Raw genomic sequence first — 24,049 nt, 5'->3', positions numbered from 1 at the left:
GTAGCGGGCATGGGTGGGCTATAGCAGGCGCGTGGGGCCGGTCACGACGCCAGCTTCATCAGCACCAGCCCGCCCAGCAGCATCGCCGCCGCGACCAGACGCATCGGCGTGACCGCTTCCCCCAGCAGGACGATGCCGACGACGAACGCGCCCAGTGCGCCGATGCCGGTCCACACCATGTAGCTGGTGCCGAGCGGCAGCTGCTTCATCGCCAGCGACAACAGGCCGAAGCTGGCGAACATCGTGACGAAGGTCGCAAGCGTCGGCCATGGCTTCGAAAAGCCGTCGGACAGCTTCATGTAATAGGCCCAGACGATCTCGAGCAGCCCGGCGACGGCCAGCATTACCCATGGCATCAGCCCGGGGCCCCGTCGCGCTCGATCCGGTAGGCGGCGTCGAGATAGCGGTCCGCCGCCGCGCGCAGTTCGGGTTCCTTGGCAAAGGCAGCGGCCGGTGGCGGGGCGAACCCGAAGGCGTCCATCAGCGACCACAGCGCAAAGCGGCGCGAGGGATCGCGGGTGACGCCGAAGTCGATCGCCATCCGCTCGCGCGCGGCATCGAGCGCGTCCGGGGACAGCGTGTCGGGATCGGCGGTGCCGAAATAATGGTGGAGCAGCTGGTCGAGGTCCATGACGCTTCGTTAGCGGGGTCGGCGACATGACGAAAGTTTAACGCAACCCCGCGCATGGTCGGCTCGTAGAAGCTGCCTCGGACATTCCGTTCGAGGGAGATGGAAGATGCGTTTTGTTGCATTGATCGCCCTGCCGCTGACCATGATCGCGGCGCAACCCGCCCTGGCAAAGGGTTGCCTGCGCGGTGCCGCCGCCGGTGCGGTCGGCGGGCACATGATCGGCAAGGGGCATGGCAAGCTGGGCGCCGTCGCCGGCTGCATCGCGATGCACCATCATTATGCGAAGCAGGCGAAGGCGCAGAAGGCGGCCAGCCAATAAGCTGTCGGCTGCCGGCGGGGTGCCATGCCGTCGTCGTCCTCGATCGACAGGTCGCCGTGGTCGTCACCCCGGACTTGATCCGGGGCGAGGATGGACTGCGCAGGACGGTTTGAAGGCACTCCCGTGGCGCCTCCCGCAGGTCGGCGAGAAGACCCTTCAGATACAGCGGTATGTCCATGGCCCTGCAATCGACCGTTGCCTGACGGTAACGAACGCGCTGGAAGGGGCGGGGACATGCGGTACGGGCGGATGGGTGCGGCGGCGGTTCGACCGGTACGGAGGTCGTGGCCCCGACCACGCCGATACCCGCTCCGACCCCGACGGCGACCAGCGCCGCCGCGACCGCCGGGCAGGGCGAGGCGGAGCGATCGAATGCCGCCATCGTGCCTAAGGCCGACGCCGCCGACCGTGTCGGTGCAACCGGACGCGGGATGGGGATTGCCATCATCGATACCGGCATCGCGGCGACGCCCGGCGCTGAACGTCGCGGCGGCGCTCGCGGCATCGGCGGGCTGATCGGGCTGGGCAAGTCCGCCGGTTAGTGGCAGCAGGGACGCCATGTCCTCGCCCGCCACCAACGTCGCCGACACCGAACATCGCGGGCTGATCGCGATCCTGCCCGCCGCCGCGCGTCCGTTCGCGCTGCTCGCCCGGTTCGACCGGCCGATCGGCTGGTGGCTGCTCTACTGGCCCGGTGCATGGGCCATGGCGCTGTCGGGCCGCGCGGTCGAGCGGTGGGACATGCTGTTGTGGTTCCTGCTCGGCAGCATCGCGATGCGTGGCGCGGGCTGCGTCTACAACGACATCGTCGACCGCGATCTCGACCGGCAGGTGGCGCGTACCGCCAACCGGCCGCTGGCGAGCGGGGCGGTGTCGGTGAAGGCGGCGTGGGCGTGGCTGGTCGTCCTCAGCCTGATCGGGTTCGTCGTGTTGCTGCAACTGACCTTCCTCGCGGCGATCGTCGCGTTGCTCAGCCTCGTGCTGGTCGCGGCCTATCCGTTCATGAAGCGGATCACGTGGTGGCCGCAGGCATGGCTGGGCATGGTGTTCTCCTGGGCGGCGCCGGTCGCGTGGGCGCAGATGGCGGTCGAGGACTGGACGCCGCTGGCGTTGTTGTACGCGGGATCGATCGCGTGGGTGATCGGCTACGACACCATCTATGCGTGTCAGGATATCGAGGATGACGCGATGGTCGGGGTGCGATCGTCGGCGCGGGCGATGGGGCGGCGGGTGCGGCCCGGCGTGACGCTGCTGTACGTCGTCGCCATCGCGTGCTGGGCGGGCGCGGTGTGGCGGGTGTTTCCGACGCCGCTGGCGCTCGCCGCGCTGCTGCCGGGGGCGGCGCATCTGTTGTGGCAGGTGGCGACGCTCAGGCCCGACGACGGCGCCAACACGCTGCGGCGGTTCCGGTCGAACCGCGATGCCGGCCTGCTGCTCTTTCTGGGGTTGTTGACCGTCGGGCAGGCGGCATGAGCGTTGCCGTGCGGGGTCGCACTTCCCATCTGGCCCCCATGCTTACGCCCGAAACCGCCGTCGACCGTGTCCAGTCCGCCATCGCCCGTGCCCGTGCCTGTGGCGCCGATGCCGCCGATGCGATCCTCGTCGCCGATACCGCGCTGTCGGTGTCGGTGCGGCTGGGGCAGCTCGAAGACGTCGGCCGCTCGGAAGGCGTGGAGCTGGGGCTGCGCGTGTTCGTCGGTCAGCGATCGGCCAGCGTGTCGACTTCCGACCTTTCCGAAAGCGGGCTGGCGGCGTTGGCGCAGCGGGTGGTGGCGATGGCGCGCGCCGCGCCCGAGGATCGCTGGGCAGGCCTGGCCCCGGCCGATCGGCTGCTGCGCGGCGCGCCGCCGCTGCTCGACCTCGACGCTGGCGGCGACGTCGCGCCACCGCTGCTGCGCGAGGCGGCGCTGGCGGTGGAGGATGCCGCGCGATCGGTCGCGGGGGTGAGCAATTCGGAGGGCGGGTCGGCCGGCTACAGCCGTGCGGTCGTCGCCTTCGCCACCAGCCATGGCTTCGCACAGGGCTATGCGGTCACCAGCCACGGCATTTCGGCGAGCGTGCTGGCGGGCGAGGGCGCGGCGATGCAGCGCGACCATGCCCATCACTCGGCGCGACACCGCATGATGCTGGAGGCGCCGGAGATCGTCGGACGGCGCGCGGGCGAGCGCGCGGTCGCGCGGCTGAACCCGGTGAAGATCGACGGCGGGGCGATGCCGGTGGTGTTCGACACCCGCGTCGGCGGCAGCATGATCGGCTATGTGCTGGGCGCGATTTCCGGCCCGTCGATCGCGCGCGGGACCAGCTTCCTGCGCGAGCAGCTGGGCCATGCGATCCTGCCGGAAGGGCTGTCGATCATCGACGACCCGCACCGCCCGCATGGGCTGCGCGCGCGGCCGTTCGATGGCGAGGGGTTGCCGGTGTCGCCGATGGCGCTGGTCGAACGCGGGGTGTTGCAGACGTGGCTGCTCGACAGCGCGTCGGCGCGGCAGTTGGGGCTGGAGCCGACCGGCCATGCCTCGCGGGGCTTGGGCGGTCCGCCGGGGGTGACCACCGGCAATGTCCACCTGGCCGGCGGGGCGGGATCGCGCGAGGCGCTGATCGGCGGGATCGCGCGCGGCGTGCTGGTGACCGAACTGATCGGGCAGGGGGTGAACGGCGTGACCGGCGATTACAGCCGCGGCGCGTCGGGCTTCCTGATCGAGGGCGGCGAGATCACGCGGCCGGTGTCGGGGATCACCATCGCCGGCAACCTGCGCCCGATGCTGGCGTCGATCACCGCCGCGGGCGACCTCGAGCATCGGCAGGGCGTCAACGTGCCGACGATCCGGGTCGATGGCATGACGGTGGCGGGTGGCTGACCCCGGCCTGCTCGAACAGGTGACCGCCATCGCCGGGGAGGCGGCGGCGCTGGCGCTGGCGAGCTGGCGCGGGGATTTCGAGACGTGGGAAAAGGCGCCGGGCAATCCGGTGTGCGAGATCGACCTGTCGGTCGACCGGCTGCTGCACCGGCGGCTGACCGCGCTGCTGCCCGATGCGGGATGGTTGTCGGAGGAGAGCGCCGACGATGCCGTGCGGCTGGCGCGGCGGCAGGTGTGGATCGTCGATCCGATCGACGGCACGCGCGACTATGTTCGCGGGCGCGATGGCTGGGCGGTGTCGGTCGCGCTGATCGAGGACGGGCAGCCGGTGCTGGGCGTGCTCGACGCGCCGGTGCGGCGGCAGCGCTGGACCGCGGCCGCCGGGCAGGGCGCGGGGCTGAACGGCGAGCGGCTGGCGGTGAGTACGCGTACCGACTTCGCCGGCAGCCGGACGCCGGTCGATGCGCTGCCCAAGGCGGACCGCGACCTGCTGATGGTGGCGAAACCCAATTCGATCGCGCTGCGCATGGCGATGGTCGCGGCGGGCGAGGCCGATTTTCTCGCGACGCTGCGCTGGGGCAACGAATGGGACGTGGCGGCCAGCATCCTGATCGCGCGCGAGGCGGGGGCGACGGTGACCGACGCGATCGGGCGCAAGCTGCGCTTCAACCAGCCGCGGCCGCAGTTCTTCGGGGTGATGGCGGCGGCGCCGGGCATCCATGCCGCGGCGGTCGAGCGGCTGCGCGACCGGGCGATCGTGGCGTTGGGGAAGCGGTAAATCCCCTCCGTCATTTTGATCGTATCCCCGCGAAGGCGGGGATCCAGAGCCAGGTTTACTACCGCCGCGTTCTTGACCCTGGATCCCCGCCTTCGCGGGGATACGACTTCTATCGGTCAACCCGGATCACCCGCCATTCATCCACGTTGTGCCAGCACCATGGCGATGACGACGACCCTGCCCGACCGGAGCCGCATCGGCGCGATGGGCGTGACGATATTGCTGCACGTCCTGCTCGGCTGGGCGCTGATCGTCGGGCTGGGGGTGGATGTCGCGCGGACGGCGCAGAGTGCGCTGGCGACGTTCGACATCGTGCCGCCGCCGCCCGATCCGCCGCCTCCGCCGCCGGTGCCGCAGGTCGTGCGGCAGGGCCGGCCCGAGGGGCGTGCCGCGCCGCCCAATATCCGGTCGAAGGCGACCGAGATCGTCGCGACGCCGCCGGTCGTGCCGCTGCCGGTCCCGCCCCCGGTCGTCACCGCGCCGGTCGCGGGTCCGGGCAACGATGCGTCGTCGGGCGCGACCGACACGGTCGGGCCGGGCACCGGGGCGGGCGGGGTCGGCGATGGCCCTGGCAGCGGCGGTCAGGGGGACGGCGATGGCGGCGGCGGGGGCGACACGCCGCCCGAACAGATCGGCGGGTCGCTACAGGGCGCGCGCCTGCCGGCCGAGCTGGAGGAGAATGGCTTCGAAGGGTCGGTCGAGGTCGATTATGTCGTCGAGCCGAACGGGCGTGCCAGCGACTGCCGCATCCGGCGATCAAGCGGCAACCGCGCGATCGATATCGCCACGTGTCGCCAGATCGAACGCGCCTTTCGCTTCCGTCCGTCGCTGGACGGGCGGGGCCGGCCGGTGTCTTCGGTGATGGTTCAGCGGCATTACTGGAACGTCGAACGCGAGCGCGAATAGCGCGGTTTTCCGCCAAAGGTCACGAAAGTCACACTCGTGCGCGTTTTGCGTCACGTGCGGCTTGCGGGTGGCAAGTGGCGTGGGAGCGGACGGTGAGAAAGAGCGGCGCGCAGGTTAGGCTGATTGCCGGCTTGTAGGAAAACCATTCCTGCGCACCTCGGTCATCCCCGCGCAGACGGGGAACGATAGACGCAGCGGTTGCGGGGCCATCACGGACGTCAGCGTGTAGGGCTTCCCGCCTGCGCGGGAATGACGGTGGTGGAGCGGATCCGCGTTTTGACGGAAAGCGACGACGGATGCGATCGCTGGCAGGTTACGCCCGAGCGGGTTGCGCAAGACCAGCCGGTCGCTGACGATCGTCGGGGCGTTTCCGGGAAGATGCAGGTTGCTCATCGCCAAAGTCTGATCCATCCTGTTTGAACCGGGCGTCATCCCGGCGAAGGCTGGGATCTCCCGGTGGTAGCGCGCAGCAGGAGCCGATGGAGACCCCAGCCTTCGCTGGGGTGACGTTTCCATACGGATGGATCAAGCCGTAGTCCGGCGGGCGGAATGGGCGCTGCCTATTCCTCTCCCTGATACTTGATCTGCAAGAACCGTTCGCGGGTCGCGAGGCTGTCCAGATCGCCCTGCGCCAGCTGGCGGGTCATCGCCGCGATCTCGTCGTCGATGATCTTCAACCCGTCGACCAGTTGCTGGTCGGGGGTGCGGCCGTTGCGTTCGACGCGGCGGAGCGGTTCGGGCACGCGCTGATAGCCGCGCACCAGTTCGGGGAGCTGTTCGCCGACCAGCTTGCGGACTTCGGCCGCCGCCGGTTCGTCGTCGGGCAGCGTGGCGAGCTGGCCCGACAGCGTGTCGAGCTTCACCCCGATCGCGTCGGCCAGCGTGATCGCGGGCGCGGGGAGGGCGGGGCGCTGGGTCGCGAGCCAGCGTTCGGTCTGTGACGGCAAGGACTTGATCGGTGCCTGCACCAGCTGTTCGACCGCGACCTCGCGCGTGACCGGCATCAGCGCGAACAGCGCGGTGGCGGCGATCAGCAGCGCCATGACGATCATCGCGCCGCCCAGCCCCAGCGGCACGAACCAGCCGATGACCAGCGCGGCGACGATGATCGCGCCGTCGGCGGCGGCGATGCGGCCGAGGCGGTGCAGCACCTCCGCCTCGCGCCGGCGACGCGCGCGCGGGGCGACGACGCCGTGACGCTCACGCGCGCGCTCCAGCGTCAGGTTGGCGCGTTCGAGGACTTCGTCGCTGCGCGACATCGCGTTACATCGCCTCCAGCTTGAAGGTCTCGCCGCCCTGCGCATTCTGCGACGCGCCCTCGGCACGGGCGATATAGCCGCGCGACTTCTCGACCTCGTTGGACAGGGTGCCGATGGTGGTCTTCATCGAATCCAGCGCCTTGAGCTTGAAGGTGTCGATCGCGTCCATCGTGTCGTAGACGTTCTGGAACGCGCGTTGCAGCACCTCGACCGGAATGGTCGATGCCGCCGCCTGTTCGTGGATCGTCGCGGTCTGGCTGCGCAGCAGCTTGCCGGTCGAATCGATGATGTTGGCGGTGGTGGTGTTGAGCGCGGTGATCTGATCCAGCACCAGCCTCTGGTTGGTCAGCGCCTGTGCGACGGTCACCGCGGTGCGCAGCGCGCCGACGGTCGTGGTGCTGGCGCGGTCGACACCCTTCACCAGCTCGACATTGTTCTTCTTGACCAGATCGAGCGCGAGATAGCCCTGCACCGTCACCGCCATCTGCGTCAGCAGGTCCTGGCTGCGCTGGCGCACGTAGAACAGCGCGGTTTCGCGGATCGCCTTCGCCTTGGCCGGGTCGCTGTGGTCGAGTTCGTTGGCGCGGTCCTCCAGCTTCTGGTCCATTTCCTTCGACAGATAGATCATCTGTTCGAGGCGGCCCATGGCGGTCCACAGATTGGCGCGTTCGGTGTCGATGGCGGCATTGTCCATCAGCAGTTCGTCCTTGCCGGACTGGAGCCGCTTGAGGATCGAGGCGATGTGGCTTTGCGCGGACTTGTACCCGTCGAAATAGTCGCGGACCTTGTTGCCGAACGGGATCATGCCGAACAGCTTCCTGGGCTCCAGCAGATTGCCCTGCTTGCCTGGATCGAGGTCCTCGATCGTGCGGCGCAGTTGCGCGAGATCGGCGCCGACGCCCGATTCCTGGTCCATCGCCTTGACCGGACGGTCGAGGAAGCGGTTCGACTGGCCGGCGGCCTCGCGGATCTCGCGGGCGCCCAAATTGCTGATCGCGTCGACACGCTTGCCGAATTCGGGCGAGTTCGCGTCCTGCGCGACCAGCTGGTCGATGAAGTCGTCGACGCGGCGCTGCAATTCGGTGCGCTTGGTATCGTCGACCGGAACCAGCCCGGCGGCCTTCGCCGGGGCGACGGTCGGCACCGGATCGGGCGGGGTCAGCACCAGCGCGGGTTCTTCAGTCTGCGTCGCCATACGTCCTCCAGCGGTCCTCCTTCCATTGATGGCGGGGAACGGGGGGCGGTTCAAGTGTGCTGTTGGAATAATACAGTTTCGTGGCGGTCAACAGGCTGCGAGAAGAAGGAATTTGGTTCGCGCGGAGGCGCGGAGGCGCGGAGAAGGGGCGTTCGCGGAGGAGCATTCGCGATCGGGAGACGTCTTCGCTTGCTGCACCCCGAGCGATACAGCCGCTTCGCGGAAGAGGTTTGTCCTTGTCGCACATCCTCCGCGCCTCCGCGCCTCCGCGTGAACCACCTTTTCTTCGAATCCCCACGCCGCAGCGCAGCAAAGGGGGGACTTCCGAACCGCCATGAAATACGCTAAGCGCGCGGCCAATTGCACTCCCGCATGATCCAGGAAATAGCATGAGCCTTCGCAACGTGGCGATCATCGCCCACGTCGATCACGGCAAAACCACGCTCGTCGATCAGTTGTTCCGTCAGTCCGGCACGTTCCGCGACAACCAGCGCGTCGAGGAACGCGCGATGGATTCGAACGACCTCGAAAAGGAGCGCGGGATCACCATTCTCGCCAAGCCGACCTCGGTCGACTGGACCCCGCCGGGCAGCGATGAATCGATCCGCATCAACATCGTCGACACGCCGGGCCACGCCGATTTCGGCGGCGAGGTGGAACGCATCCTGTCGATGGTCGACGGCGTCGTCCTGCTGGTCGATTCGTCGGAAGGCGCGATGCCGCAGACGAAGTTCGTGACCGGCAAGGCGCTGGCGCTGGGCCTCAAGCCCATCGTCGTCGTCAACAAGGTCGACCGCAGCGACGCGCGCATCCAGGAAGTGCTGGACGAGGTGTTCGACCTGTTCGTGTCGCTGGACGCCAACGACGAACAGCTCGACTTCCCGGTGCTCTATGCGTCGGGCCGCAACGGCTATGCCTCGACCGACATGGACGCGCGCGAAGGCACGCTGATCCCGATGTTCGAGACGATCGTCAGCCACGTGCCGGCGCCGAAGGTGGAAGTGGAGGACGTGCCGTTCACCTTCCTCGTCACGCTGCTGGACCGCGACAACTTCCTCGGTCGCATCCTGACCGGGCGCGTCAATTCGGGCACGGTGAAGCTGAACCAGCCGATCCACGCGCTCGACAATGACGGCAACGTCGTCGAGACCGGCCGCGCGTCGAAGATCATGTCGTTCCGCGGGCTCGACCGCGTGCCGGTCGACGAAGCCAAGGCGGGCGACATCATTTCGCTGGCCGGCCTGACCGTGGCCACCGTGTCGAACACGATCTGCGACCCGCAGGTCACCGAGCCGCTGCACGCGCAGCCGATCGATCCGCCGACGCTGTCGATGCGTTTCGCCGTCAACGATTCGCCGATGGCGGGTCGCGAGGGCACCAAGGTAACGTCGCGGATGATCCGCGACCGCCTGTTCCGCGAAGCCGAATCGAACGTCGCCGTGAAGGTGACAGAGGCGGCCGATCGCGACAGCTATGAAGTCGCGGGCCGCGGCGAATTGCAGCTGGGTGTGCTGATCGAAACGATGCGCCGCGAAGGGTTCGAGCTGGGCATCAGCCGCCCGCGCGTGCTGTTCGGCGAGGACGAGGACGGCAAGAAGACCGAGCCGTACGAAACCGTCATCATCGACGTCGACGAGGAACATTCGGGCACGGTCGTCGAGAAGATGAACCTGCGCAAGGCCGAGATGACCGACATGCGCCCGTCGGGCGGCGGCAAGACCCGCATCACCTTCTCCGCGCCGTCGCGCGGCATGATCGGTTATCACGGCGAGTTCCTGTCGGACACGCGCGGCACCGGCATCATGAACCGGCTGTTCGAGAAGTACGGTCCGCACAAGGGCCAGATCGAAGGCCGCAAGAACGGCGTGCTGATCTCGAACGGTGCCGGCGAAGCGCAGGGCTATGCGCTGGGTCCGCTCGAAGAGCGCGGCATCCTGTTCGTGGGCCACGGCGAGGCGCTGTACGAGGGCATGATCATCGGCGAGAACGCCAAGACGGATGACCTCGAGGTCAATCCGATGAAGGCGAAGCAGCTGACGAACTTCCGCGCATCGGGCGGCAAGGACGACGCGATCCGCCTGACCCCGCCGAAGAAGATGACGCTGGAACAGGCGATTGCGTATATCGACGACGACGAGATGGTCGAGGTGACGCCGAAGAACATCCGTCTGCGCAAGCGGCATCTGGACCCGCACGAGCGCAAGAAGGCGAGCCGGGCCAAGGCTGCAGCGTAAGCTGCGCCGAGCCGAACAAGGCTCGCCCGGCCGGCCTTGCCCAAGGCAAGGACCGACGACGTGGCTTCGCCACGTCGGGCCACCGGAAAGACAAACCGTCCTGGAAGCGATTCCGGGGCGGTTTGCTATCCTGCGACGTCCGTTCGTCCTGAGTAGCTGTTGAGCCTGTCGAAGACCCGTATCGAAGGACCGCTAAGCGTGCTTCGATACGGGTCTTCGACTTCGCTCAGCCCCTACTCAGCAGGAACGGCTTCCAGCGGTTTCAATATTATGGCTATCAACTCTCCGGCGGTGCTTCCCGCAGCAGCGGGATCAGCTCGCGGTTGAGATCGTCCAGATCCATCGCGCCTGCCTTGGCGTAGCGAACTACGCCGCGGCGATCGATGATGTAGTTGGTCGGCACCGCGGGCACGTCGCGGGGAATGCCCCTGATCCCCTTGGCCGGGGTGATCGCCAGCGCGGCGAACAGCGCCTTCATCTTGTAGATCGGCACCGATCCTTCGGTCGTCACCGCGAAGACGCGGGCGCCGTGCTTGCTGATCTTGCGATAATAGGCGTCGAGCAGCGGCAGTTCGGCGCGGCACGGCACGCACCACGTCGCCCAGAAGTTGACGACGATCACCTCGCCGCGATGGTCGGCGATGGTGGTCTTCGTACCGTCGGCCAGCGTCAGTTCGATCGGCGGCGCGGGCTGTCCGACCTTCAGTTCCTTCGCGGTGGCCGGCGCGGCCGCGAGCAGCGCGGCGGCGAGCGGCAGAATCCATCTCGGCATGTATAACGTCCCCCCCGGCGGGGAGTTTTCGCCGGAATGGGGAACGCGTCAAGCTGAGCCGGACAGCGAAAAGATCGACTGGCGGGTTCCGCCAAAGGGCGATCCGACCCGGTGACGTCGCTATGCCAGGCCCCGTTGGGACCACGAAACTGCGGGCAGGTTCGCTTATTGATCCTCCATCAGCCTTTCCTGCACCACCGTCCCATCGGGTTTCACGATAAAATCGCGAACTGCGTCAAACCCGCCGCCGGTCGCGCGAACCCGATATGGAATACCCGGCTTGAGTACTGCGGGCGGAGCCGCAGCGGCAAAACCGCTTTCCTCGACCGCGTAGCGAAAGCGATCCGCGCAGCGTTGGTTGTCGGCTAACAGAAGGGTCCAACTGGATGGAGCATTGTCCGGCATAGCCGGAAATACGTAGAGGCTCTTGACGCAAACGGCCGCGCCACCCGGCCTGACAACGGAAAAACGCAGGTCGTCGCGCGTGCCGGAGACGTCCAGTTCGATCTTCCCGGGTCCGCAGCCGCCGAGCAGCGTGGCCAGGAAGGCGATGCCGATCTTATAGACCATGTAGTCCCGTTCCCTTCAACCGCCGCCTGAGGTCATCGCGTACCCCATCCAGCTTGGGGTTGGGTACGTCGCGAAGCTCTTGATAGCGGCCAACCATCTCCGCCTGCCCCTCCAGCATCTCGTTGCCAAAGGTGCGTCGCCGTTTGAAATAGTTGTACATCTCGTTCGCATCGCCTTTCACGGTGGCCATGTCGTTGCCATAGCGCGTCAGGAATCTGGCATAGCCAAGTTCACGATACTGAATTGTATGCATTACCTCATGTATCAGCAGTTCAGTCCCTTCCCCTTTCTTTGAAGTAAGGTCCTGTGTCGGATATTTCCTGGCTGGATTGAGGTAGATCGTGTTGCCGATCGTGATTGCGCCATTGTTGTTCCGGAACGCGATCCGCGGAATTTCCGAAAGCCCCGGTCCGTCGACGATACGGATCAGGTCGGGACGGGCGCGGTGGCCGTACACGTCGACGATCAGCAGCCGTTCCCGCGCCGTCAGCATCCGCGCGCCGGGGCCACGCCAACTGTCCGCCAGCATGTCGGCGAGATGGTGCGGCAATCGGGAAAGCATCTTCGCGGCGTCGAGCCGCTGCTGGACCTCGTTGACGACCATTTTTCGTGTGGCGTCCGCTGCCTTGTCGAAGACGTAGCCGGGCAGCGCCAGCGCGCTTTCGACGAACCGTCGTTCCATGCGGGCCAGAACGCCTGCTGCCGCGCGCCGGAATTCCTCCAGCGGATCGATCATCGTGCAGTTCCCTCAAGCCGTGAGACCGAGACTACTACGCCGGAACCGGCGCGGCGTTCCGTCGGGGCGATGTCTCCACTCGCGCAGCCCCGCCCGCGCTGCTATCCCCCGGCCATGCCCCATCTCTATCTCGTCGACGGCTCCGGCTATATCTTTCGCGCCTATCACCGGCTGCCGCCGCTGACCAACCAGCATGGCGAGCCGGTGGGGGCGGTCTATGGCTATACCACGATGCTGTGGAAGCTGGCCGATGCGCTGCACAAGGCCGACGGGCCGACGCACATGGCGGTGATCCTCGACAAGTCGTCGAAGACGTTCCGCAACGACCTGTACGACCAGTACAAGGCGCACCGGCCGCCGCCGCCCGAGGATCTGGTGCCGCAGTTCCCGATGATCCGCGACGCGACGCGGGCGTTCAGCCTGCCGTGCATCGAGGAGGAAGGGCTGGAGGCCGACGACATCATCGCCTGCTATACGCAGGCGGCGCAGGCGCAGGGCTGGGCGGTGACGATCGTCAGTTCCGACAAGGACCTGATGCAGTTGATGACCGATCCGTCGGTCGACATGCTCGACACGATGAACAACCGCACGCTCGGCCCGCAGCATGTGGTCGAGAAGTTCGGCGTGACGCCGGACAAGCTGGGCGACGTGCTGGCGCTGATGGGCGACAGCGTCGACAACGTACCCGGCGTGCCCGGGGTCGGGCCGAAGACCGCCGCCAAGCTCATCAACGAGCATGGCGATCTGGAGGCGGTGCTGGCCGCCGCGCCCGAGATGAAGAAGGGCAAGCTGCGCGACAATCTGATCGACCATGCCGATGCTGCGCGGCTGTCGAAGGTGCTGGTGACGCTGAAATGCGATGGTGGCCTGCCCGAACCGCTCGACGCGCTGGCATTGCAGGGGATACCGGAGGCGCCGTTGCGCGCATTCCTCGAACATCATGGATTCCGCACGCTGCTGACCAAGCTCAGTGCGGTCGCCGATGCCCCGGTGGAAAGCCCGACCGCGCCGGTGGCGCAGGACGACGAACCGTCGTGCGACCATGACGCGTACGAGACGGTGGTGACGCAGGAGGCGCTCGACCGCTGGGTCCAGGTGGCGCGGCATCAGGGGTGGGTCGCGATCGATACCGAGACGACGGGGCTGGACGCGACGCGCGCCGAGCTGGTCGGGATCAGCATGGCGCTGCACCCGAACCTCGCCTGCTATGTGCCCGTAGGCCATGGCGGCACCGACATGTTCGCCGAAAAGCCCGAACAGTTGCCGCGCGATGCGGTGCTGGCGACACTCAAAGCGTTGTTCGAGGACCCCGACGTCCTGAAGATCGGCCACAATCTGAAATACGACATGATCGTGCTGGCCCGCGCCGGCGTTGCGGTCGCGCCCTATGACGACACGATCGTGATGAGCTTTGCGCTCGACGCCGGACTGCACGGGCATGGCATGGACGAGCTGGCGGCAACGCACCTCCAGCACAGCTGCATCGCGTACAAGGATGTGGTGGGCACGGGGAAGAAACAGGTCGGCTTCGGCGAGATCGACCTGAAGACCGCGACCCGCTACGCCGCCGAGGATGCCGATGTGACGCTCAGGCTGTGGCGGCGGTTCAAGCCGCGGCTGCCGTATGAAGCGGCGACGCGGGTGTACGAAATGGTCGACCGGCCGCTGGTGCGCGTGATCGCCGACATGGAGCAGGCCGGGATCAAGGTCGATGCGGCCGTGCTGGCGAAGCTGTCGGAGGATTTTTCCGCGCGGATCGCCGCGCTGGAGACGGAAATCCATGAACTGGCCGGCACGAAGTTCACCATCGGATCGCCGAAACAGCTGGGCGACGTGCTGTTCGTGACGCTGGGGATCAAGGGCGGACGCAAGGGCAAGTCGGGCGTCTATTCGACCGACGTCAACGAGCTGGAGCGGATCGCCGCCGACAAGGATTCGCCGGGTGCGGTGATCGCGGCCAAGGTGCTCGACTGGCGGCAGCTGTCGAAGCTGAAAAGCACCTATACCGATGCGTTGCAGGCGCAGATCAACCCGGCGACCGGGCGGGTGCACACGTCGTACAGCCTGACCGGCGCGCAGACCGGGCGGCTGTCGTCGACCGATCCGAATTTGCAGAACATCCCGATCCGCACCGAAGTCGGGCGGCAGATCCGCGATGCGTTCGTGGCGGAGCCCGGCAACGTCATCCTCGCGGCCGACTATTCGCAGATCGAGCTGCGGCTGGCCGCGCACATCGCCGACGTGGCGCAGTTGCGCGACGCGTTCGAACGCGGCGACGACATCCACAGCATCACGGCAAAAGAGCTGTTCGGCGAGGTCAACCGCGACACGCGCGGCCGGGCCAAGACGATCAACTTCGCGATCCTGTACGGCATCAGCCGCTGGGGGCTGGCCGGGCGGCTGGACGTGAGCGCGGACGAGGCGCAGTCGATGATCGACCGATATTTCGACCGCTTCCCCGGCATCAACCGCTATATCGCCGAGACGACGCAGAGTGTCAGGACGACCGGGTTCACCACGACGCTGTTCGGGCGCAAGACGCATTTCCCGCGCATCGCGTCGAAGGGGCAGCACGAACGGCAGGGCGCCGAACGCGCCGCGATCAACGCCCCGATCCAGGGGACCAGCGCGGACATCATCAAGCGGGCGATGGCGCGGATGGGGCCGGCACTGGCCGAGGCGGGGCTGGGCGAGGTGCGGATGCTGTTGCAGGTACACGACGAACTGGTGTTCGAACTGCCCGAGGCGCTGGTCGAGGCGGCGACACCGGTAATCCGCCGGGTGATGGAGACGGCGGCGGAACCGGTGGTGCAACTGACGGTGCCGCTGGGCGTGGAGATCGGGACGGGGGCCAGCTGGGGCGCGGCGCACTAAGCGTGCGGCGCTCTCAGCATCGCTAATCCCCGTTTGATATGTGAAAGACTTCAGACTGGGGCGTCGCCGCCGTTGCCATGTGTGTCATTGCTTGCAGGGTAAGGCCGGACATCTCGACCATGAACAGGTGTAGGACCGGTTCTGGTGAGCAAGAGGCGGTCGGGTCGTCGATCTTGGCGGCCTCGTTGCAGGCGACGATCATGCCGGCGGGCGTGTCGAGCGTCCACAGGACGCGCTGCATTTTGCCGTCATCGGCAAAGAACCGGTCGAAGAGCGAAATGGTGGAGGCTGAAACCGTTCGGGATGGGTACAGCGCCTTTTGTTCTTTCGCAGGCGTCGTCGTTCCGTCCGATCGCACGATGTCGCTGAAATCTTTCAGGAAGGCCGCACGATCACGATTCCACCAGTGTTGGAATAAGGTCGTAACGATCTTTCGCCGCCGGGCGGACATCGCCGTGGAGAGCAGGCCATAGCTGCAAGCCTCCGCTGGTGCCGAGACGAGGAATGGCAGTAACGGCGCGAGAGCTAGCAGATGGCGGCGGTCCATGCGCCATGTTGTCGCGGATCGCGCGCCGCTGCCAGTAGTCTTCTATCCTCCGACAGGGACCCGTTGCCGCAACCAGCGGTCGATCTGCTCGATCTCCTTCTGCTGAGCATTAATGACCGCCTGCGCCAGTGCGCGGGCTTCGGGGTCCTTGCCATGCGCCAGTTCGGTGCGCGCCATCGTCACCGCCGCGATGTGGTGCACCCGCATCTGCCGCATGAAGTCGATGTCGGCGTCGCCGGTATAGGGCGGGGCCGTCGTCATCATGTCCGCCATCGATTGCTTGTAGCCCCGTGTCGCTTCGGCATCGCTGGCGGTGGGGGACATCATTGCATCGTGCGACATGGCGTCGTGGCGTTCGGCAGCGTTACCGGGCGTGGGCTGCTGCGAACAGGCGGCCAGCAGGGTCAAGGTGAGGATCGTCGCGGCTGCTTTCATCCATCGTCTCCGTCGCGGTTGACGGTCCAAGGAACGGCGCGGCAGATCGTTCCCGCCCCCGACCGTTGCCCGCAAGCCGCACCCGGCAGCCAAAGCGCACAAGGGGCTTTGGCCTGCCAGCGCCGTGGCGTAAGAGGCCGCGATGAACCGCCCTTCGCGCGCCGCATGACCGACGCGCCGACCCCGCCGACCGACGACATCGCCGCCCTGGCCAAGGGTGGGCGGACGAACGTGTTCGGCTTCGTCCTGCGGCTGGTCGCGCGGTTGCCGTTCCTGTTCATCGCCGGGCGAATCTATGGCCCGGAGATCGTCGGGCGGTTCGCGCTGGCGGTGCTGGTGGTCGAACTGGCGGCGCTGATCGCGACGCTGGGGCTCAAGCGCGGGCTGGCGCAGGCGCTGTCGTCGACCGACCGGCCGCACGCGCATGTCGTGTGGGACGCGCTGGCGGTCGCGTTCATCCTGTCGGTCGCGGCGAGCGCGGTGTTGTTCGTGTTCCCGCAGATCATGTATCCGAACAGCGAGGTGATCGGGTTCGAACGGCTGTTGCCGCTGATCGTGTTCGCGATCGCGTGGTCCGACGTCAGCCTCGCCGCGCTGGCCTATCGGCTGAACGTAAAGGCGGCGGTGACCGCGCGGGCGGTGGTCGAGCCATGGACGATCTCGATCGCGGCATGGGGCCTCAGCTACTATTCGACGCGCGACGGGCTTATCATGAGCTACGTCCTGGCGATGGCGGCGGCGCTGGTCGCGTCGATCGTGCCGTTCGTGCGCAGCTATGGCCTGCCCCATGGCTGGTCGCCGCACCTGCGCCCGATGCTGGCGCTGGTGAAGCGCAACATGCCGCTGGCCGGGGCCGATGCGATCGAATGGGGCACGCGCAACGTCGACCGCTTCATCCTGGGGCTGTTGTTCGGGCCGGCGATCGTCGGCATCTATTACATGGCGCAGCAGGTCGCCTCGCTGCCGCAGAAGCTCAAGACGAGCTTCGATCCGGTGCTGGGCCCGGTCATCACCCACAGCCTGGCGGCGGACGACAAGGGGGCGGTCGCGCGGCAGGTGCGGCAGGTCGGCTTCTGGATCATCACCGCGCAGGCGGCGCTGGCGCTGGCCGGCAGCATCCCGGCATCGGGGGTGATGGGCGTGGTCGGGCGCGAGTTCGTCAGCGGCGCGGGCGCGCTGTCGTTCCTGCTGGTCGCCGAGGTGCTGGCGGCCAAGGGCGCGGTGTCGGAAGCGGCGCTGGTCTATATCGCGCGGCATCGCAACCTGATGATCTCGATCGGGCTGCTGACGTTCCAAGTCCTGCTGAGCTTCGCGCTGGTGATGCTGATGCGCAGGATCGGCCTGCCGCAAAACTATGCCGCGGTCGGCCCGGCGATGGCGCTGTGCACGTCGGTGGCGCTGGGATCGGTCATCAAGTCGGGGCTGTTGTCGAAGCTGCTGGGGCACAGCGTGCGCGATTTCCGCCCGGCGTTCGTGTGGGCGGTGCTGGCCGCGACGCTGGTCGGGTCGGCGATCATGCAACTGCCCAAACGGTTCGAATGGGCCGAGATGCTGTTCGGCATACCCCTGATCCTCGCGACCTATTTCGCCATCCTGTGGCGTTGGGCATTCCGGCCGGAGGACAGGGCGCTGTTCCACAAGAGCGCGGCGGCGAGCGAGGCGCAGCTGCCGACCGACCGGTACAAGGTCTGACCGGTCAGGTCGTGCGCGGCGCTGTGCCGAACGACGGCCGCGGCGCGCCGTTGAACAGCCACAACAGCACCGGCGAGCGCATCACGACGCGCGTATGGAACGCGTAGGACAGGATCGCCGCGACCGGCACGACGAAGGCGAAGGTCAGATAGTCGTTGCGCAGCACATCCTCGGACAGGGCCTGGAGCAGCTTCACCAGCGGAAAATGCACGAGGTAGATCGTCAGCGAGGCATCGGCGATTCGTCGCAGCAGGGGCGGCACGTGGCGGATAGACAGGGCGGAACGCAGGATCAGCAGCGCACTGGTACCGGGCAGCACCGCGCGGGCGAGCAGCGACAACTGGGGCACGCCGATGCCCGACGGAACGCCCGTCAGCCATGCCGCGCCGCAGTCGAGCATCAGCGTCGCGGCGACCAGCAGCGCCATGGTGCGCCAATGGCCCAGCACGGTCGCCGCCAGCCCCCCGTCCCGGCCGAGCAGGATGCCGATCGCATAGAGCGGCGCATAGCCGAGGATCTGCGGCAGGGCACCGAGTACGGTCGGGCCGTCGCACGGTACGATGACGGCCAGGCGGATACCGAGCGTCATCAGTCCCAGCGACGCGACCAGCATCGCCGCGATCACCCGCACCTGTCGCACGGTGTCGCCGGCGCCGGTGCCGGTCAGCCATGCACTCACCCGGGCATGGGTGTCGCCGAACGCGAGCAGCCATGCGATCGGCAGGTACAGGATCAGCGCGAGCAGGAACCAGAGGTGGTACCAGTTGAACCACAGGCTGGCGATCGGCAGCGCGGTCGTCGCATAATGCAGTCGCAGCGCGACCAGCGTCGGCACGGTCAGGACGAGGCCGGTGGCGAGCGGCATGGCCAGCGTCCGGATCCGCGCGCGCAGCCAGTCGCGGCGGGATCGCCGCGCGCCGACGAAACCGCACAGGAAGCCGGCGACGACCATGAACGCGCCCATGCGGACGTGCGTCGAGACATAGCCGATCACCGCGAAGAACGGGTCGTGCGACCGTTCGGGCAGCGCGTGGAGCAGGATGCCGAACAGCATCAGTCCCGCGCGCCACGCGTCGACTCCGACGAAGCGCTGCGGTGGCTGCATCGCGGCTTAGCCCTGCGCCGATCCACGCCGGCATCGGCGGACCAGCGCTTTCGGCAGGTCGGTGGCAAGGCTGCGGTGGAGGGCGGCGCTGAAGATCGCGTAGCCGGCATCGTTCAGGTGCAGCCCGTCGCCCTCGTAGAACGGGCCGGGGCGACCGTTCACCAGGAACCGGTCGCGAACGTCGACATAGATCAGGTCGTCGTCGCGCCCGGCCATCGCCTGCACGATCGCATCGAACGCCGCCTGCTTGCCGGCGAGCGCCCAGCGGGTGGGGGAGGGTTTGACCGAGACGAAGAATACCGGCGTCGTACCTAGCCGCTTGCGCTTGTACGCCATGAAGTCGGCAAAGGCGGCCGCCGTCGCCTCGACCGTCACGCCGAACGCCAGGTCGTTCTCCCCGGCGTAGAACACGATCGCGCGCGGCGGTTGCGGGTTCCGTTCGTTGAGGAACCGGGTGGTCAGCTCGGCCAGCGTCGCCCCGCCGATCGCGCGGTTGTGCGTCGTCCACGGCTGCATGTCCCGTTGCAGGTCGGTCCAGCGCGCCATCGTCGAGCTGCCGACGAACCACACCGCGCACTGGTCCTGCCGCACTTCGTTGGGCAGCGGCAGCGAATTGGTGAACGCCTTCTGCTCGCGTGCCTTGCTATAGCCCCAGCCGAAGACGATCGCGCCGAATACGCCGAGCGCGATGAGGGCCTTGAGCAGCGTCATCGCGATTTCGCGCAGGGCGGAGGGCAGTTTCGCAGGCGGGCTGGACATGCGGTCGTCGTTCCTTTCGGAACAACGACATAGGCCGCAAAGGTTACCCGGCGCTCAACGGGTTTGCCTGACGTGGTTGGCGGCGCTCGACTGGAACGTCATCCCGGCGAAGGCCGGGATCTCCCGGTTAAGGCGCGGGACGAGAGCCGCTTGAGACCCCAGCCTTCGCTGGGGTGACGTTTTATGCCACGCAGACCTGCCCGTCCCGCAGCAGGTCGCTTACCGGAACGGCGGTTCGTTGAACGCGCGCAGCTTGCGGCTGTGGAGGCGGGCGCCTTCCTGGCGCAGCTGCTCGCAGGCCTCGATGCCGATGCGCATATGTTCGTTGATCGCGCGTTCGTAGAAGCGGTTGGCCTGTCCGGGCAGCTTCAGTTCGCCGTGCAGCGGCTTGTCCGACACGCACAGCAGCGTGCCGTAGGGGACGCGGAAGCGGTAGCCCTGCGCCGCGATCGTCGCCGATTCCATGTCGATGCCGACCGCGCGGCTGAGCGAGAAGCGCAGCGCCGACCGGCTGAAGCGCAATTCCCAGTTGCGGTCGTCGGTGGTGACGATGGTGCCGGTGCGCAGCCGCTTCTTGAGTTCGTCGCCCGACTGGCCCGACACGATCTCCGCCGCGCGGGCCATCGCCACCTGTACCTCGGCGATGGCGGGGACGGGGATTTCCGGCGGCAGCACGTCGTCGAGGACATGGTCGTCGCGCAGATAGGCATGGGCGAGCACATAGTCGCCGATCCGCTGGCTGGGGCGCAGGCCGCCGCAATGGCCGATCATCAGCCACGCCTCGGGCCGCATCACCGCGAGGTGGTCGCAGATCGTCTTCGCGTTCGACGGACCGACGCCGATATTGACCAGCGTGATGCCGGTGCCGTCGGGCGCGACGAGGTGATAGGCCGGCATCTGGTGCCGCCGCCACGCGCTGTCGCTGACCATGCGTTCGGCATCGTCGCCCGCGGTCGCCAGCACCCCGCCGGCCCCCGACAGCGCGGTATAGCGGCTGGGCGTGCCATCGGCGGCGGGCTTCAGCTGTTCGCCGGCCCAGCGGACGAATTCGTCGACATAGCGGTGATAGTTGGTGAACAGCACATACTGCTGGATATGTTCGGGCGGGGTGCCGGTATAATGCCGCAGCCGCGCCAGCGAGAAATCGGTCCGCAGGCCGTCGAACAGCGCCAGCGGGCGGCTGTCGTCATGGCCGATCCAGAGTCCGTCGGCGATCTCGTCGCCGATATGCGCCAGCTCGGTCGCCGGAAAGAACCGCGCGAGTTCGGACGCCGACACCGCGTCGAGGCTGAGCGCGTGTCCCGCGTCGAGGACATAGGGGAAAGGGATTTCCTGCCGCCCCGCCACCGCCTCGACCGTCACGTCGTGGTTCGCGATCAGCAGGTCGAGCTGTTCGGTCAGATAGGCGGCGAACATCGCCGGCTTGGTCACGCTGATGCGATAATCGCCCGGCGTCGTCAGCCGCCCATAGGCGCGCGAGGGCATCGGCCGGTCGCTGCCACCGCGATAGGTCAGGCGGATTTCCGGATAGGCGAACGACCCGTCCACGCGTGCGGACGAGGGGGGCGGGGTGCCGTCGGTCAGGTAGCGGTCGAGTGCGGCGCGCAGCCGCGCCACGGAAGCGGTATAGAGCCGATCGAGTTCGGCGACGATCTGGGAAGCCTGCGTCATCGACCGTGGCTAGGGCGTTCCGCCGCGACAGGTCAAGAGGTTGGCGGGGGAACGGCGCGATCGGGGCGCCGGTGCGACGTCCACCGCCGTATCTTGCCAATGCCACCCAACTGTACCCCGGCCTTTGCCGGGGTACAGCGAGGCGTTGGCTCTGTTCGAGACTTTCACAGAGGTCTCGGTCAAGTCCGGGGTGACGTCGGCGGACGGGGCAACGCTCGCGGCCGTTGCCCCGCCTGTCGATCAGGTCGCCGAGGGCGGAACCTTCGGGGTGGCGTCGGCCTCGCGCTTCTTCTCGATCAGCTTCGACGCGCCGAACGCCGCCCCGGCGATCGCGGCTGCGGCACCGGCGACGATCGCGGCGGTAGCGCCGGGATGCGCCTTCACCGTCTCGGCGGTCGACCTGGCGGCGCTGCTCACCGCGTCGCGCGATTTGGCGGCGGCGTCGGTCACGCTCTCCTTGGCCGAGGCATAGGTCGCCGAGGCCTTTTCGGCGATCGTGCCCGAGGTTTCGGCGACGTCGTTGGCGACATCCTTGGTGGTCGTCGTGTTGGTCATGACGTTCCCTTTCGCGTTCGATATGGTTGCGTAACTACCGACTAACTCGAACGACCGCCGCCGGTTCCGTTACGGGAGGCAGGAAACGGCGGCGAAGGGTCAGAGCGAGGCGAGCAGGTTTTCCGCCGAACTGACCTTGAACTCGCCGGGCGCCTCGACATGCAGCGCCTCGACCACGCCGTCGTTGACCAGCATCGCGTAACGCTGCGACCGGGTGCCCATGCCATAGGCGGAGCTGTCCATCGTCAGCCCGACCGCCTTCGCGAAATCGGCATTGCCGTCGGCCAGCATCGTCACCTTGTCGCCCGCATTGCCCGCCTTCGCCCAGGCGTCGAGCACGAACGCGTCGTTGACCGCGGTGCAGGCGATCTCGTCGACGCCCTTGTCGCGAAACGCCTGCGCCTGTTCGACGAAGCCCGGCAGGTGGCGGGCCGAGCAGGTCGGGGTGAAGGCACCGGGCACCGAAAACAGCGCGACACGGCGACCGGCGAAGAAATCCCCGGTCGATACCTGGTCCGGGCCATCGGGCGTGACCTTTACGAGCGTGGCGTTGGGCAGGGGGTCGCCGACCTTGATCGTCATCACATTCTCCACATGGTGCGCCGACGGGCGCGTCGCAGCCAGCGTGGGAGCGGGCGCGGACCTTTTCAACCATGGCGCTACCGCGTCGGTACGATTAGCGTCGTACGCATTATGGAACAGACACGATTTCTTGCCGGACAGATATTGCTGGCGATGCCCGGCATCGGCGACCGCCGTTTCGACCATGCGGTCATCGCCATGTGCACCCATGACGAGGAAGGGGCGATGGGCGTCGGCATCGGCGACACGATCGACGGCCTGAGCCTGCACGCGCTGCTCAAGCAACTCGACATCGAACCGGGCGAGGCGCCCGATGCGCCGATCCATCTGGGCGGCCCGGTGGAGACTCGGCGCGGTTTCGTGCTGCACGACGACAGCTGGGGCGGACAGGACACGATCGACGTCGCCGGCAAATGGGCGCTGTCGGGATCGATCGACGTGCTGCGCGCGATCGCGGCCGGGACCGGGCCGGCGCGGTTCATCGTCGCGCTGGGCTATGCCGGGTGGGAGGCGGGACAGCTCGACGCGGAAATGTCGCGCCATGGCTGGATGAACGTCGACGGCGACGCCGCCCTGCTGTTCGACGTGCCGACCGCGACGCGCTGGCGCGCCGGGTTCGACCGGGCGGGGATCGATCCGCGGCTGCTGGCGCTGGGCGCCGGAACCGCCTGACCCCGGCAAAGATTTGTTAGGGGGCGGTCGATAGGGTCGGGCCGATGCCGATCCTGTCCGTCCTGTGGGAAACCGTGAAGCCGACGCTGGTCGTCTGGGGCTTCGGCTTTTCGGTCATGACCGCGCTCGAACTGCTCGCGCCGCGCGAGCGCCAGTCGCTGCGCGGCCGGTTGCCGGGGCTGGTGTTCTGGACGATCTGGCTGGCGATCAGCGGCGTCGCCTATGCCGGATTCCGCACGCTGTGGACCGCGCTGGGCATCCCGCCGCTTCTCACCCTGCCGACCGGCGCGGGGTGGGCGACGCCGGCATCGTGGGTGCTGGCGCCGCTGGTCGGTGCGGTGATCTACGATTTCTTCTTCTACTGGTGCCACCGCGCGCAGCATCGCTGGCTGTGGCGCTATCACGCGGTGCATCATTCGATCCGCGAGCTGTCGGCCGTGAACGCGTTCCACCATCCGGTCGAACCGTTCGTCCAGATCCTGTTGATCACGATCCCGACCAGCCTGATCGCCAGCGAAGCCGCGCCGGTCGTGCCGGCGATCCTGATCGTGATGCATCTGCAGGCGTTCTTCATCCATACCCCGACCCGCTGGCATCTGGGGCCGCTCGCCAGCGTCGTCGTCGACAATCGCTTCCACCGCATCCACCATTCGGTCGAGCCGCGGCATTTCGACCGTAATTTCGGCGCGTTCACGACGCTCTGGGACCGGTTGTTCGGCACCGTGTGGATACCGGCGAAGGACGAATGGCCCGCGACCGGCATCTCCGAGGTCGACCAGCCGCGCACGCTGCACGAATGGGTCGCACTGCCGGTCGCCTATGACCGGGCGCGGGGCGCGAACGCTCCGCCAGAACCGTCGTCCGCCCGGATATAAAGATATCTTTATATAGGGTTTGCG

At 67.4% G+C, this 24,049-nt stretch carries 26 protein-coding genes; 11 read left to right on the top strand and 15 right to left on the bottom strand.

Annotation, left to right across the window (positions count from 1 at the left end):
- Nucleotides 1–41: 41 nt before the first annotated feature.
- Together QLH51_RS15455 and QLH51_RS15450 are read right to left on the bottom strand one after the other, a co-directional pair.
- A complete protein-coding gene (locus QLH51_RS15455; RefSeq protein WP_125659568.1) occupies nucleotides 42–356 on the bottom strand; it encodes a DMT family transporter in 315 nt (104 codons plus the stop codon).
- Nucleotides 356–631 (bottom strand): hypothetical protein, encoded by a 276-nt coding sequence (locus QLH51_RS15450; protein ID WP_125659565.1) that lies wholly within the window; start codon nucleotides 629–631, stop codon nucleotides 356–358. Before QLH51_RS15450 ends, QLH51_RS15455 begins: the two co-directional genes overlap by 1 nt.
- A 106-nt stretch (nucleotides 632–737) precedes the next feature.
- Here QLH51_RS15450 and QLH51_RS15445 point away from each other — a divergent pair, with 106 nt between their 5' ends.
- The 6 genes from QLH51_RS15445 (at nucleotide 738) to QLH51_RS15420 (ending at nucleotide 5,492) form a co-directional block, all read left to right on the top strand.
- Nucleotides 738–950 carry a hypothetical protein gene (locus QLH51_RS15445; protein ID WP_125659562.1) on the top strand — a complete coding sequence of 71 codons (213 nt, stop codon included), beginning with the start codon at nucleotides 738–740 and terminating at the stop codon, nucleotides 948–950.
- A 284-nt stretch (nucleotides 951–1,234) separates the two neighbouring features.
- Entirely contained in the window at nucleotides 1,235–1,492 is a 258-nt protein-coding gene (locus tag QLH51_RS15440) for a hypothetical protein (RefSeq protein WP_125659557.1), read from the top strand.
- A gap of 16 nt (nucleotides 1,493–1,508) precedes the next feature.
- Complete coding sequence (gene ubiA / locus QLH51_RS15435; RefSeq protein ID WP_125659555.1) at nucleotides 1,509–2,423, top strand: 4-hydroxybenzoate octaprenyltransferase; 915 nt, start codon at nucleotides 1,509–1,511, stop codon at nucleotides 2,421–2,423.
- Between the two features lie 38 nt (nucleotides 2,424–2,461).
- Complete coding sequence (locus tag QLH51_RS15430; RefSeq protein WP_125659552.1) at nucleotides 2,462–3,808, top strand: TldD/PmbA family protein; 1,347 nt, start codon at nucleotides 2,462–2,464, stop codon at nucleotides 3,806–3,808.
- Nucleotides 3,801–4,586, top strand: a complete 786-nt coding sequence (locus tag QLH51_RS15425) for a 3'(2'),5'-bisphosphate nucleotidase CysQ (RefSeq protein ID WP_125659549.1) — start codon at nucleotides 3,801–3,803, stop codon at nucleotides 4,584–4,586. Before QLH51_RS15430 ends, QLH51_RS15425 begins: the two co-directional genes overlap by 8 nt.
- A gap of 165 nt (nucleotides 4,587–4,751) precedes the next feature.
- Nucleotides 4,752–5,492 (top strand): energy transducer TonB, encoded by a 741-nt coding sequence (locus QLH51_RS15420; RefSeq protein WP_125659546.1) that lies wholly within the window; start codon nucleotides 4,752–4,754, stop codon nucleotides 5,490–5,492.
- A gap of 114 nt (nucleotides 5,493–5,606) precedes the next feature.
- Here the strand turns inward: QLH51_RS15420 and QLH51_RS15415 are convergent, their stop codons facing one another.
- From QLH51_RS15415 to QLH51_RS15405, 3 genes are all read right to left on the bottom strand, one after another.
- Nucleotides 5,607–5,885: a hypothetical protein gene (locus QLH51_RS15415; RefSeq protein ID WP_125659543.1), complete on the bottom strand. Its 279-nt coding sequence runs from the start codon at nucleotides 5,883–5,885 to the stop codon at nucleotides 5,607–5,609.
- A 167-nt stretch (nucleotides 5,886–6,052) separates the two neighbouring features.
- On the bottom strand, nucleotides 6,053–6,751 hold the full coding sequence (locus QLH51_RS15410; protein WP_125659540.1) for a hypothetical protein: 699 nt from the start codon (nucleotides 6,749–6,751) through the stop codon (nucleotides 6,053–6,055).
- Between the two features lie 4 nt (nucleotides 6,752–6,755).
- Nucleotides 6,756–7,946, bottom strand: a complete 1,191-nt coding sequence (locus tag QLH51_RS15405) for a toxic anion resistance protein (protein WP_125659537.1) — start codon at nucleotides 7,944–7,946, stop codon at nucleotides 6,756–6,758.
- 389 nt (nucleotides 7,947–8,335) lie between these two features.
- Between QLH51_RS15405 and typA the strand changes: the two genes are divergently transcribed.
- Entirely contained in the window at nucleotides 8,336–10,180 is a 1,845-nt protein-coding gene (typA, locus tag QLH51_RS15400) for a translational GTPase TypA (RefSeq protein ID WP_125659534.1), read from the top strand.
- A 277-nt stretch (nucleotides 10,181–10,457) separates the two neighbouring features.
- Here typA and QLH51_RS15395 read toward each other — a convergent pair whose 3' ends face one another.
- The 3 genes from QLH51_RS15395 to QLH51_RS15385 form a co-directional block, all read right to left on the bottom strand.
- Nucleotides 10,458–10,952: a TlpA family protein disulfide reductase gene (locus QLH51_RS15395; protein ID WP_125659531.1), complete on the bottom strand. Its 495-nt coding sequence runs from the start codon at nucleotides 10,950–10,952 to the stop codon at nucleotides 10,458–10,460.
- A gap of 165 nt (nucleotides 10,953–11,117) precedes the next feature.
- Entirely contained in the window at nucleotides 11,118–11,522 is a 405-nt protein-coding gene (locus QLH51_RS15390) for a hypothetical protein (RefSeq protein ID WP_125659528.1), read from the bottom strand.
- A complete protein-coding gene (locus QLH51_RS15385; RefSeq protein WP_125659525.1) occupies nucleotides 11,512–12,258 on the bottom strand; it encodes an eCIS core domain-containing protein in 747 nt (248 codons plus the stop codon). The genes QLH51_RS15390 and QLH51_RS15385 overlap by 11 nt, the downstream gene beginning before the upstream one ends.
- A 114-nt stretch (nucleotides 12,259–12,372) precedes the next feature.
- Here QLH51_RS15385 and polA point away from each other — a divergent pair, with 114 nt between their 5' ends.
- Complete coding sequence (gene polA, locus QLH51_RS15380; RefSeq protein ID WP_125659522.1) at nucleotides 12,373–15,132, top strand: DNA polymerase I; 2,760 nt, start codon at nucleotides 12,373–12,375, stop codon at nucleotides 15,130–15,132.
- Nucleotides 15,133–15,154: 22 nt separating this feature from the next.
- Here polA and QLH51_RS15375 read toward each other — a convergent pair whose 3' ends face one another.
- Nucleotides 15,155–15,679: a hypothetical protein gene (locus QLH51_RS15375; RefSeq protein ID WP_125659519.1), complete on the bottom strand. Its 525-nt coding sequence runs from the start codon at nucleotides 15,677–15,679 to the stop codon at nucleotides 15,155–15,157.
- Between the two features lie 42 nt (nucleotides 15,680–15,721).
- Nucleotides 15,722–16,087 carry a DUF305 domain-containing protein gene (locus QLH51_RS15370; protein WP_283514635.1) on the bottom strand — a complete coding sequence of 122 codons (366 nt, stop codon included), beginning with the start codon at nucleotides 16,085–16,087 and terminating at the stop codon, nucleotides 15,722–15,724.
- Nucleotides 16,088–16,279: 192 nt separating this feature from the next.
- Between QLH51_RS15370 and QLH51_RS15365 the strand changes: the two genes are divergently transcribed.
- A complete protein-coding gene (locus QLH51_RS15365; protein WP_125659513.1) occupies nucleotides 16,280–17,806 on the top strand; it encodes a lipopolysaccharide biosynthesis protein in 1,527 nt (508 codons plus the stop codon).
- Nucleotides 17,807–17,810: 4 nt separating this feature from the next.
- Here QLH51_RS15365 and QLH51_RS15360 read toward each other — a convergent pair whose 3' ends face one another.
- From QLH51_RS15360 to QLH51_RS15340, 5 genes are all read right to left on the bottom strand, one after another.
- Nucleotides 17,811–18,911: an acyltransferase family protein gene (locus QLH51_RS15360; RefSeq protein WP_125659510.1), complete on the bottom strand. Its 1,101-nt coding sequence runs from the start codon at nucleotides 18,909–18,911 to the stop codon at nucleotides 17,811–17,813.
- Between the two features lie 6 nt (nucleotides 18,912–18,917).
- A complete protein-coding gene (locus QLH51_RS15355; RefSeq protein WP_125659507.1) occupies nucleotides 18,918–19,670 on the bottom strand; it encodes a GDSL-type esterase/lipase family protein in 753 nt (250 codons plus the stop codon).
- Between the two features lie 219 nt (nucleotides 19,671–19,889).
- Nucleotides 19,890–21,341: an AMP nucleosidase gene (locus QLH51_RS15350; protein WP_125659504.1), complete on the bottom strand. Its 1,452-nt coding sequence runs from the start codon at nucleotides 21,339–21,341 to the stop codon at nucleotides 19,890–19,892.
- Nucleotides 21,342–21,581: 240 nt separating this feature from the next.
- Nucleotides 21,582–21,896, bottom strand: coding sequence for a hypothetical protein (locus QLH51_RS15345; protein ID WP_125659501.1), 315 nt, complete (start codon nucleotides 21,894–21,896; stop codon nucleotides 21,582–21,584).
- A 99-nt stretch (nucleotides 21,897–21,995) separates the two neighbouring features.
- Nucleotides 21,996–22,478: a peroxiredoxin gene (locus QLH51_RS15340; RefSeq protein WP_125659498.1), complete on the bottom strand. Its 483-nt coding sequence runs from the start codon at nucleotides 22,476–22,478 to the stop codon at nucleotides 21,996–21,998.
- Nucleotides 22,479–22,589: 111 nt separating this feature from the next.
- Between QLH51_RS15340 and QLH51_RS15335 the strand changes: the two genes are divergently transcribed.
- Both QLH51_RS15335 and QLH51_RS15330 read left to right on the top strand, forming a co-directional pair.
- Nucleotides 22,590–23,150: a YqgE/AlgH family protein gene (locus QLH51_RS15335; RefSeq protein ID WP_125659494.1), complete on the top strand. Its 561-nt coding sequence runs from the start codon at nucleotides 22,590–22,592 to the stop codon at nucleotides 23,148–23,150.
- Nucleotides 23,151–23,194: 44 nt separating this feature from the next.
- On the top strand, nucleotides 23,195–24,025 hold the full coding sequence (locus QLH51_RS15330; protein ID WP_125659491.1) for a sterol desaturase family protein: 831 nt from the start codon (nucleotides 23,195–23,197) through the stop codon (nucleotides 24,023–24,025).
- The last annotated feature ends 24 nt before the right edge of the window (nucleotides 24,026–24,049 follow it).

It is taken from the genome of Sphingomonas sp. 2R-10 (assembly GCF_030062225.1).
In the GTDB taxonomy this organism is placed as follows: Bacteria; Pseudomonadota; Alphaproteobacteria; order Sphingomonadales; family Sphingomonadaceae; genus Sphingomonas.
Note: the sequence above shows the minus strand (reverse complement) of the source record. Positions and strands in the feature narration are given on the sequence as shown.

Coding starts and splice junctions, on each gene's coding strand:
- QLH51_RS15430 (WP_125659552.1), top strand. CDS start 2,462: ATGCTTACGCCCGAAACCGCCGTCGACCGTGTCCAGTCCGCCATCGCC.
- QLH51_RS15390 (WP_125659528.1), bottom strand. CDS start 11,522: ATGGTCTATAAGATCGGCATCGCCTTCCTGGCCACGCTGCTCGGCGGC.
- QLH51_RS15385 (WP_125659525.1), bottom strand. CDS start 12,258: ATGATCGATCCGCTGGAGGAATTCCGGCGCGCGGCAGCAGGCGTTCTG.
- QLH51_RS15335 (WP_125659494.1), top strand. CDS start 22,590: ATGGAACAGACACGATTTCTTGCCGGACAGATATTGCTGGCGATGCCC.
- QLH51_RS15350 (WP_125659504.1), bottom strand. CDS start 21,341: ATGACGCAGGCTTCCCAGATCGTCGCCGAACTCGATCGGCTCTATACC.
- QLH51_RS15410 (WP_125659540.1), bottom strand. CDS start 6,751: ATGTCGCGCAGCGACGAAGTCCTCGAACGCGCCAACCTGACGCTGGAG.
- QLH51_RS15420 (WP_125659546.1), top strand. CDS start 4,752: ATGACGACGACCCTGCCCGACCGGAGCCGCATCGGCGCGATGGGCGTG.
- QLH51_RS15330 (WP_125659491.1), top strand. CDS start 23,195: ATGCCGATCCTGTCCGTCCTGTGGGAAACCGTGAAGCCGACGCTGGTC.
- QLH51_RS15415 (WP_125659543.1), bottom strand. CDS start 5,885: ATGAGCAACCTGCATCTTCCCGGAAACGCCCCGACGATCGTCAGCGAC.
- typA (WP_125659534.1), top strand. CDS start 8,336: ATGAGCCTTCGCAACGTGGCGATCATCGCCCACGTCGATCACGGCAAA.
- QLH51_RS15345 (WP_125659501.1), bottom strand. CDS start 21,896: ATGACCAACACGACGACCACCAAGGATGTCGCCAACGACGTCGCCGAA.
- QLH51_RS15360 (WP_125659510.1), bottom strand. CDS start 18,911: ATGCAGCCACCGCAGCGCTTCGTCGGAGTCGACGCGTGGCGCGCGGGA.
- ubiA (WP_125659555.1), top strand. CDS start 1,509: ATGTCCTCGCCCGCCACCAACGTCGCCGACACCGAACATCGCGGGCTG.
- QLH51_RS15445 (WP_125659562.1), top strand. CDS start 738: ATGCGTTTTGTTGCATTGATCGCCCTGCCGCTGACCATGATCGCGGCG.
- QLH51_RS15405 (WP_125659537.1), bottom strand. CDS start 7,946: ATGGCGACGCAGACTGAAGAACCCGCGCTGGTGCTGACCCCGCCCGAT.
- QLH51_RS15365 (WP_125659513.1), top strand. CDS start 16,280: ATGACCGACGCGCCGACCCCGCCGACCGACGACATCGCCGCCCTGGCC.
- QLH51_RS15450 (WP_125659565.1), bottom strand. CDS start 631: ATGGACCTCGACCAGCTGCTCCACCATTATTTCGGCACCGCCGATCCC.
- QLH51_RS15375 (WP_125659519.1), bottom strand. CDS start 15,679: ATGGACCGCCGCCATCTGCTAGCTCTCGCGCCGTTACTGCCATTCCTC.
- QLH51_RS15395 (WP_125659531.1), bottom strand. CDS start 10,952: ATGCCGAGATGGATTCTGCCGCTCGCCGCCGCGCTGCTCGCGGCCGCG.
- QLH51_RS15355 (WP_125659507.1), bottom strand. CDS start 19,670: ATGTCCAGCCCGCCTGCGAAACTGCCCTCCGCCCTGCGCGAAATCGCG.
- QLH51_RS15455 (WP_125659568.1), bottom strand. CDS start 356: ATGCCATGGGTAATGCTGGCCGTCGCCGGGCTGCTCGAGATCGTCTGG.
- QLH51_RS15340 (WP_125659498.1), bottom strand. CDS start 22,478: ATGACGATCAAGGTCGGCGACCCCCTGCCCAACGCCACGCTCGTAAAG.
- polA (WP_125659522.1), top strand. CDS start 12,373: ATGCCCCATCTCTATCTCGTCGACGGCTCCGGCTATATCTTTCGCGCC.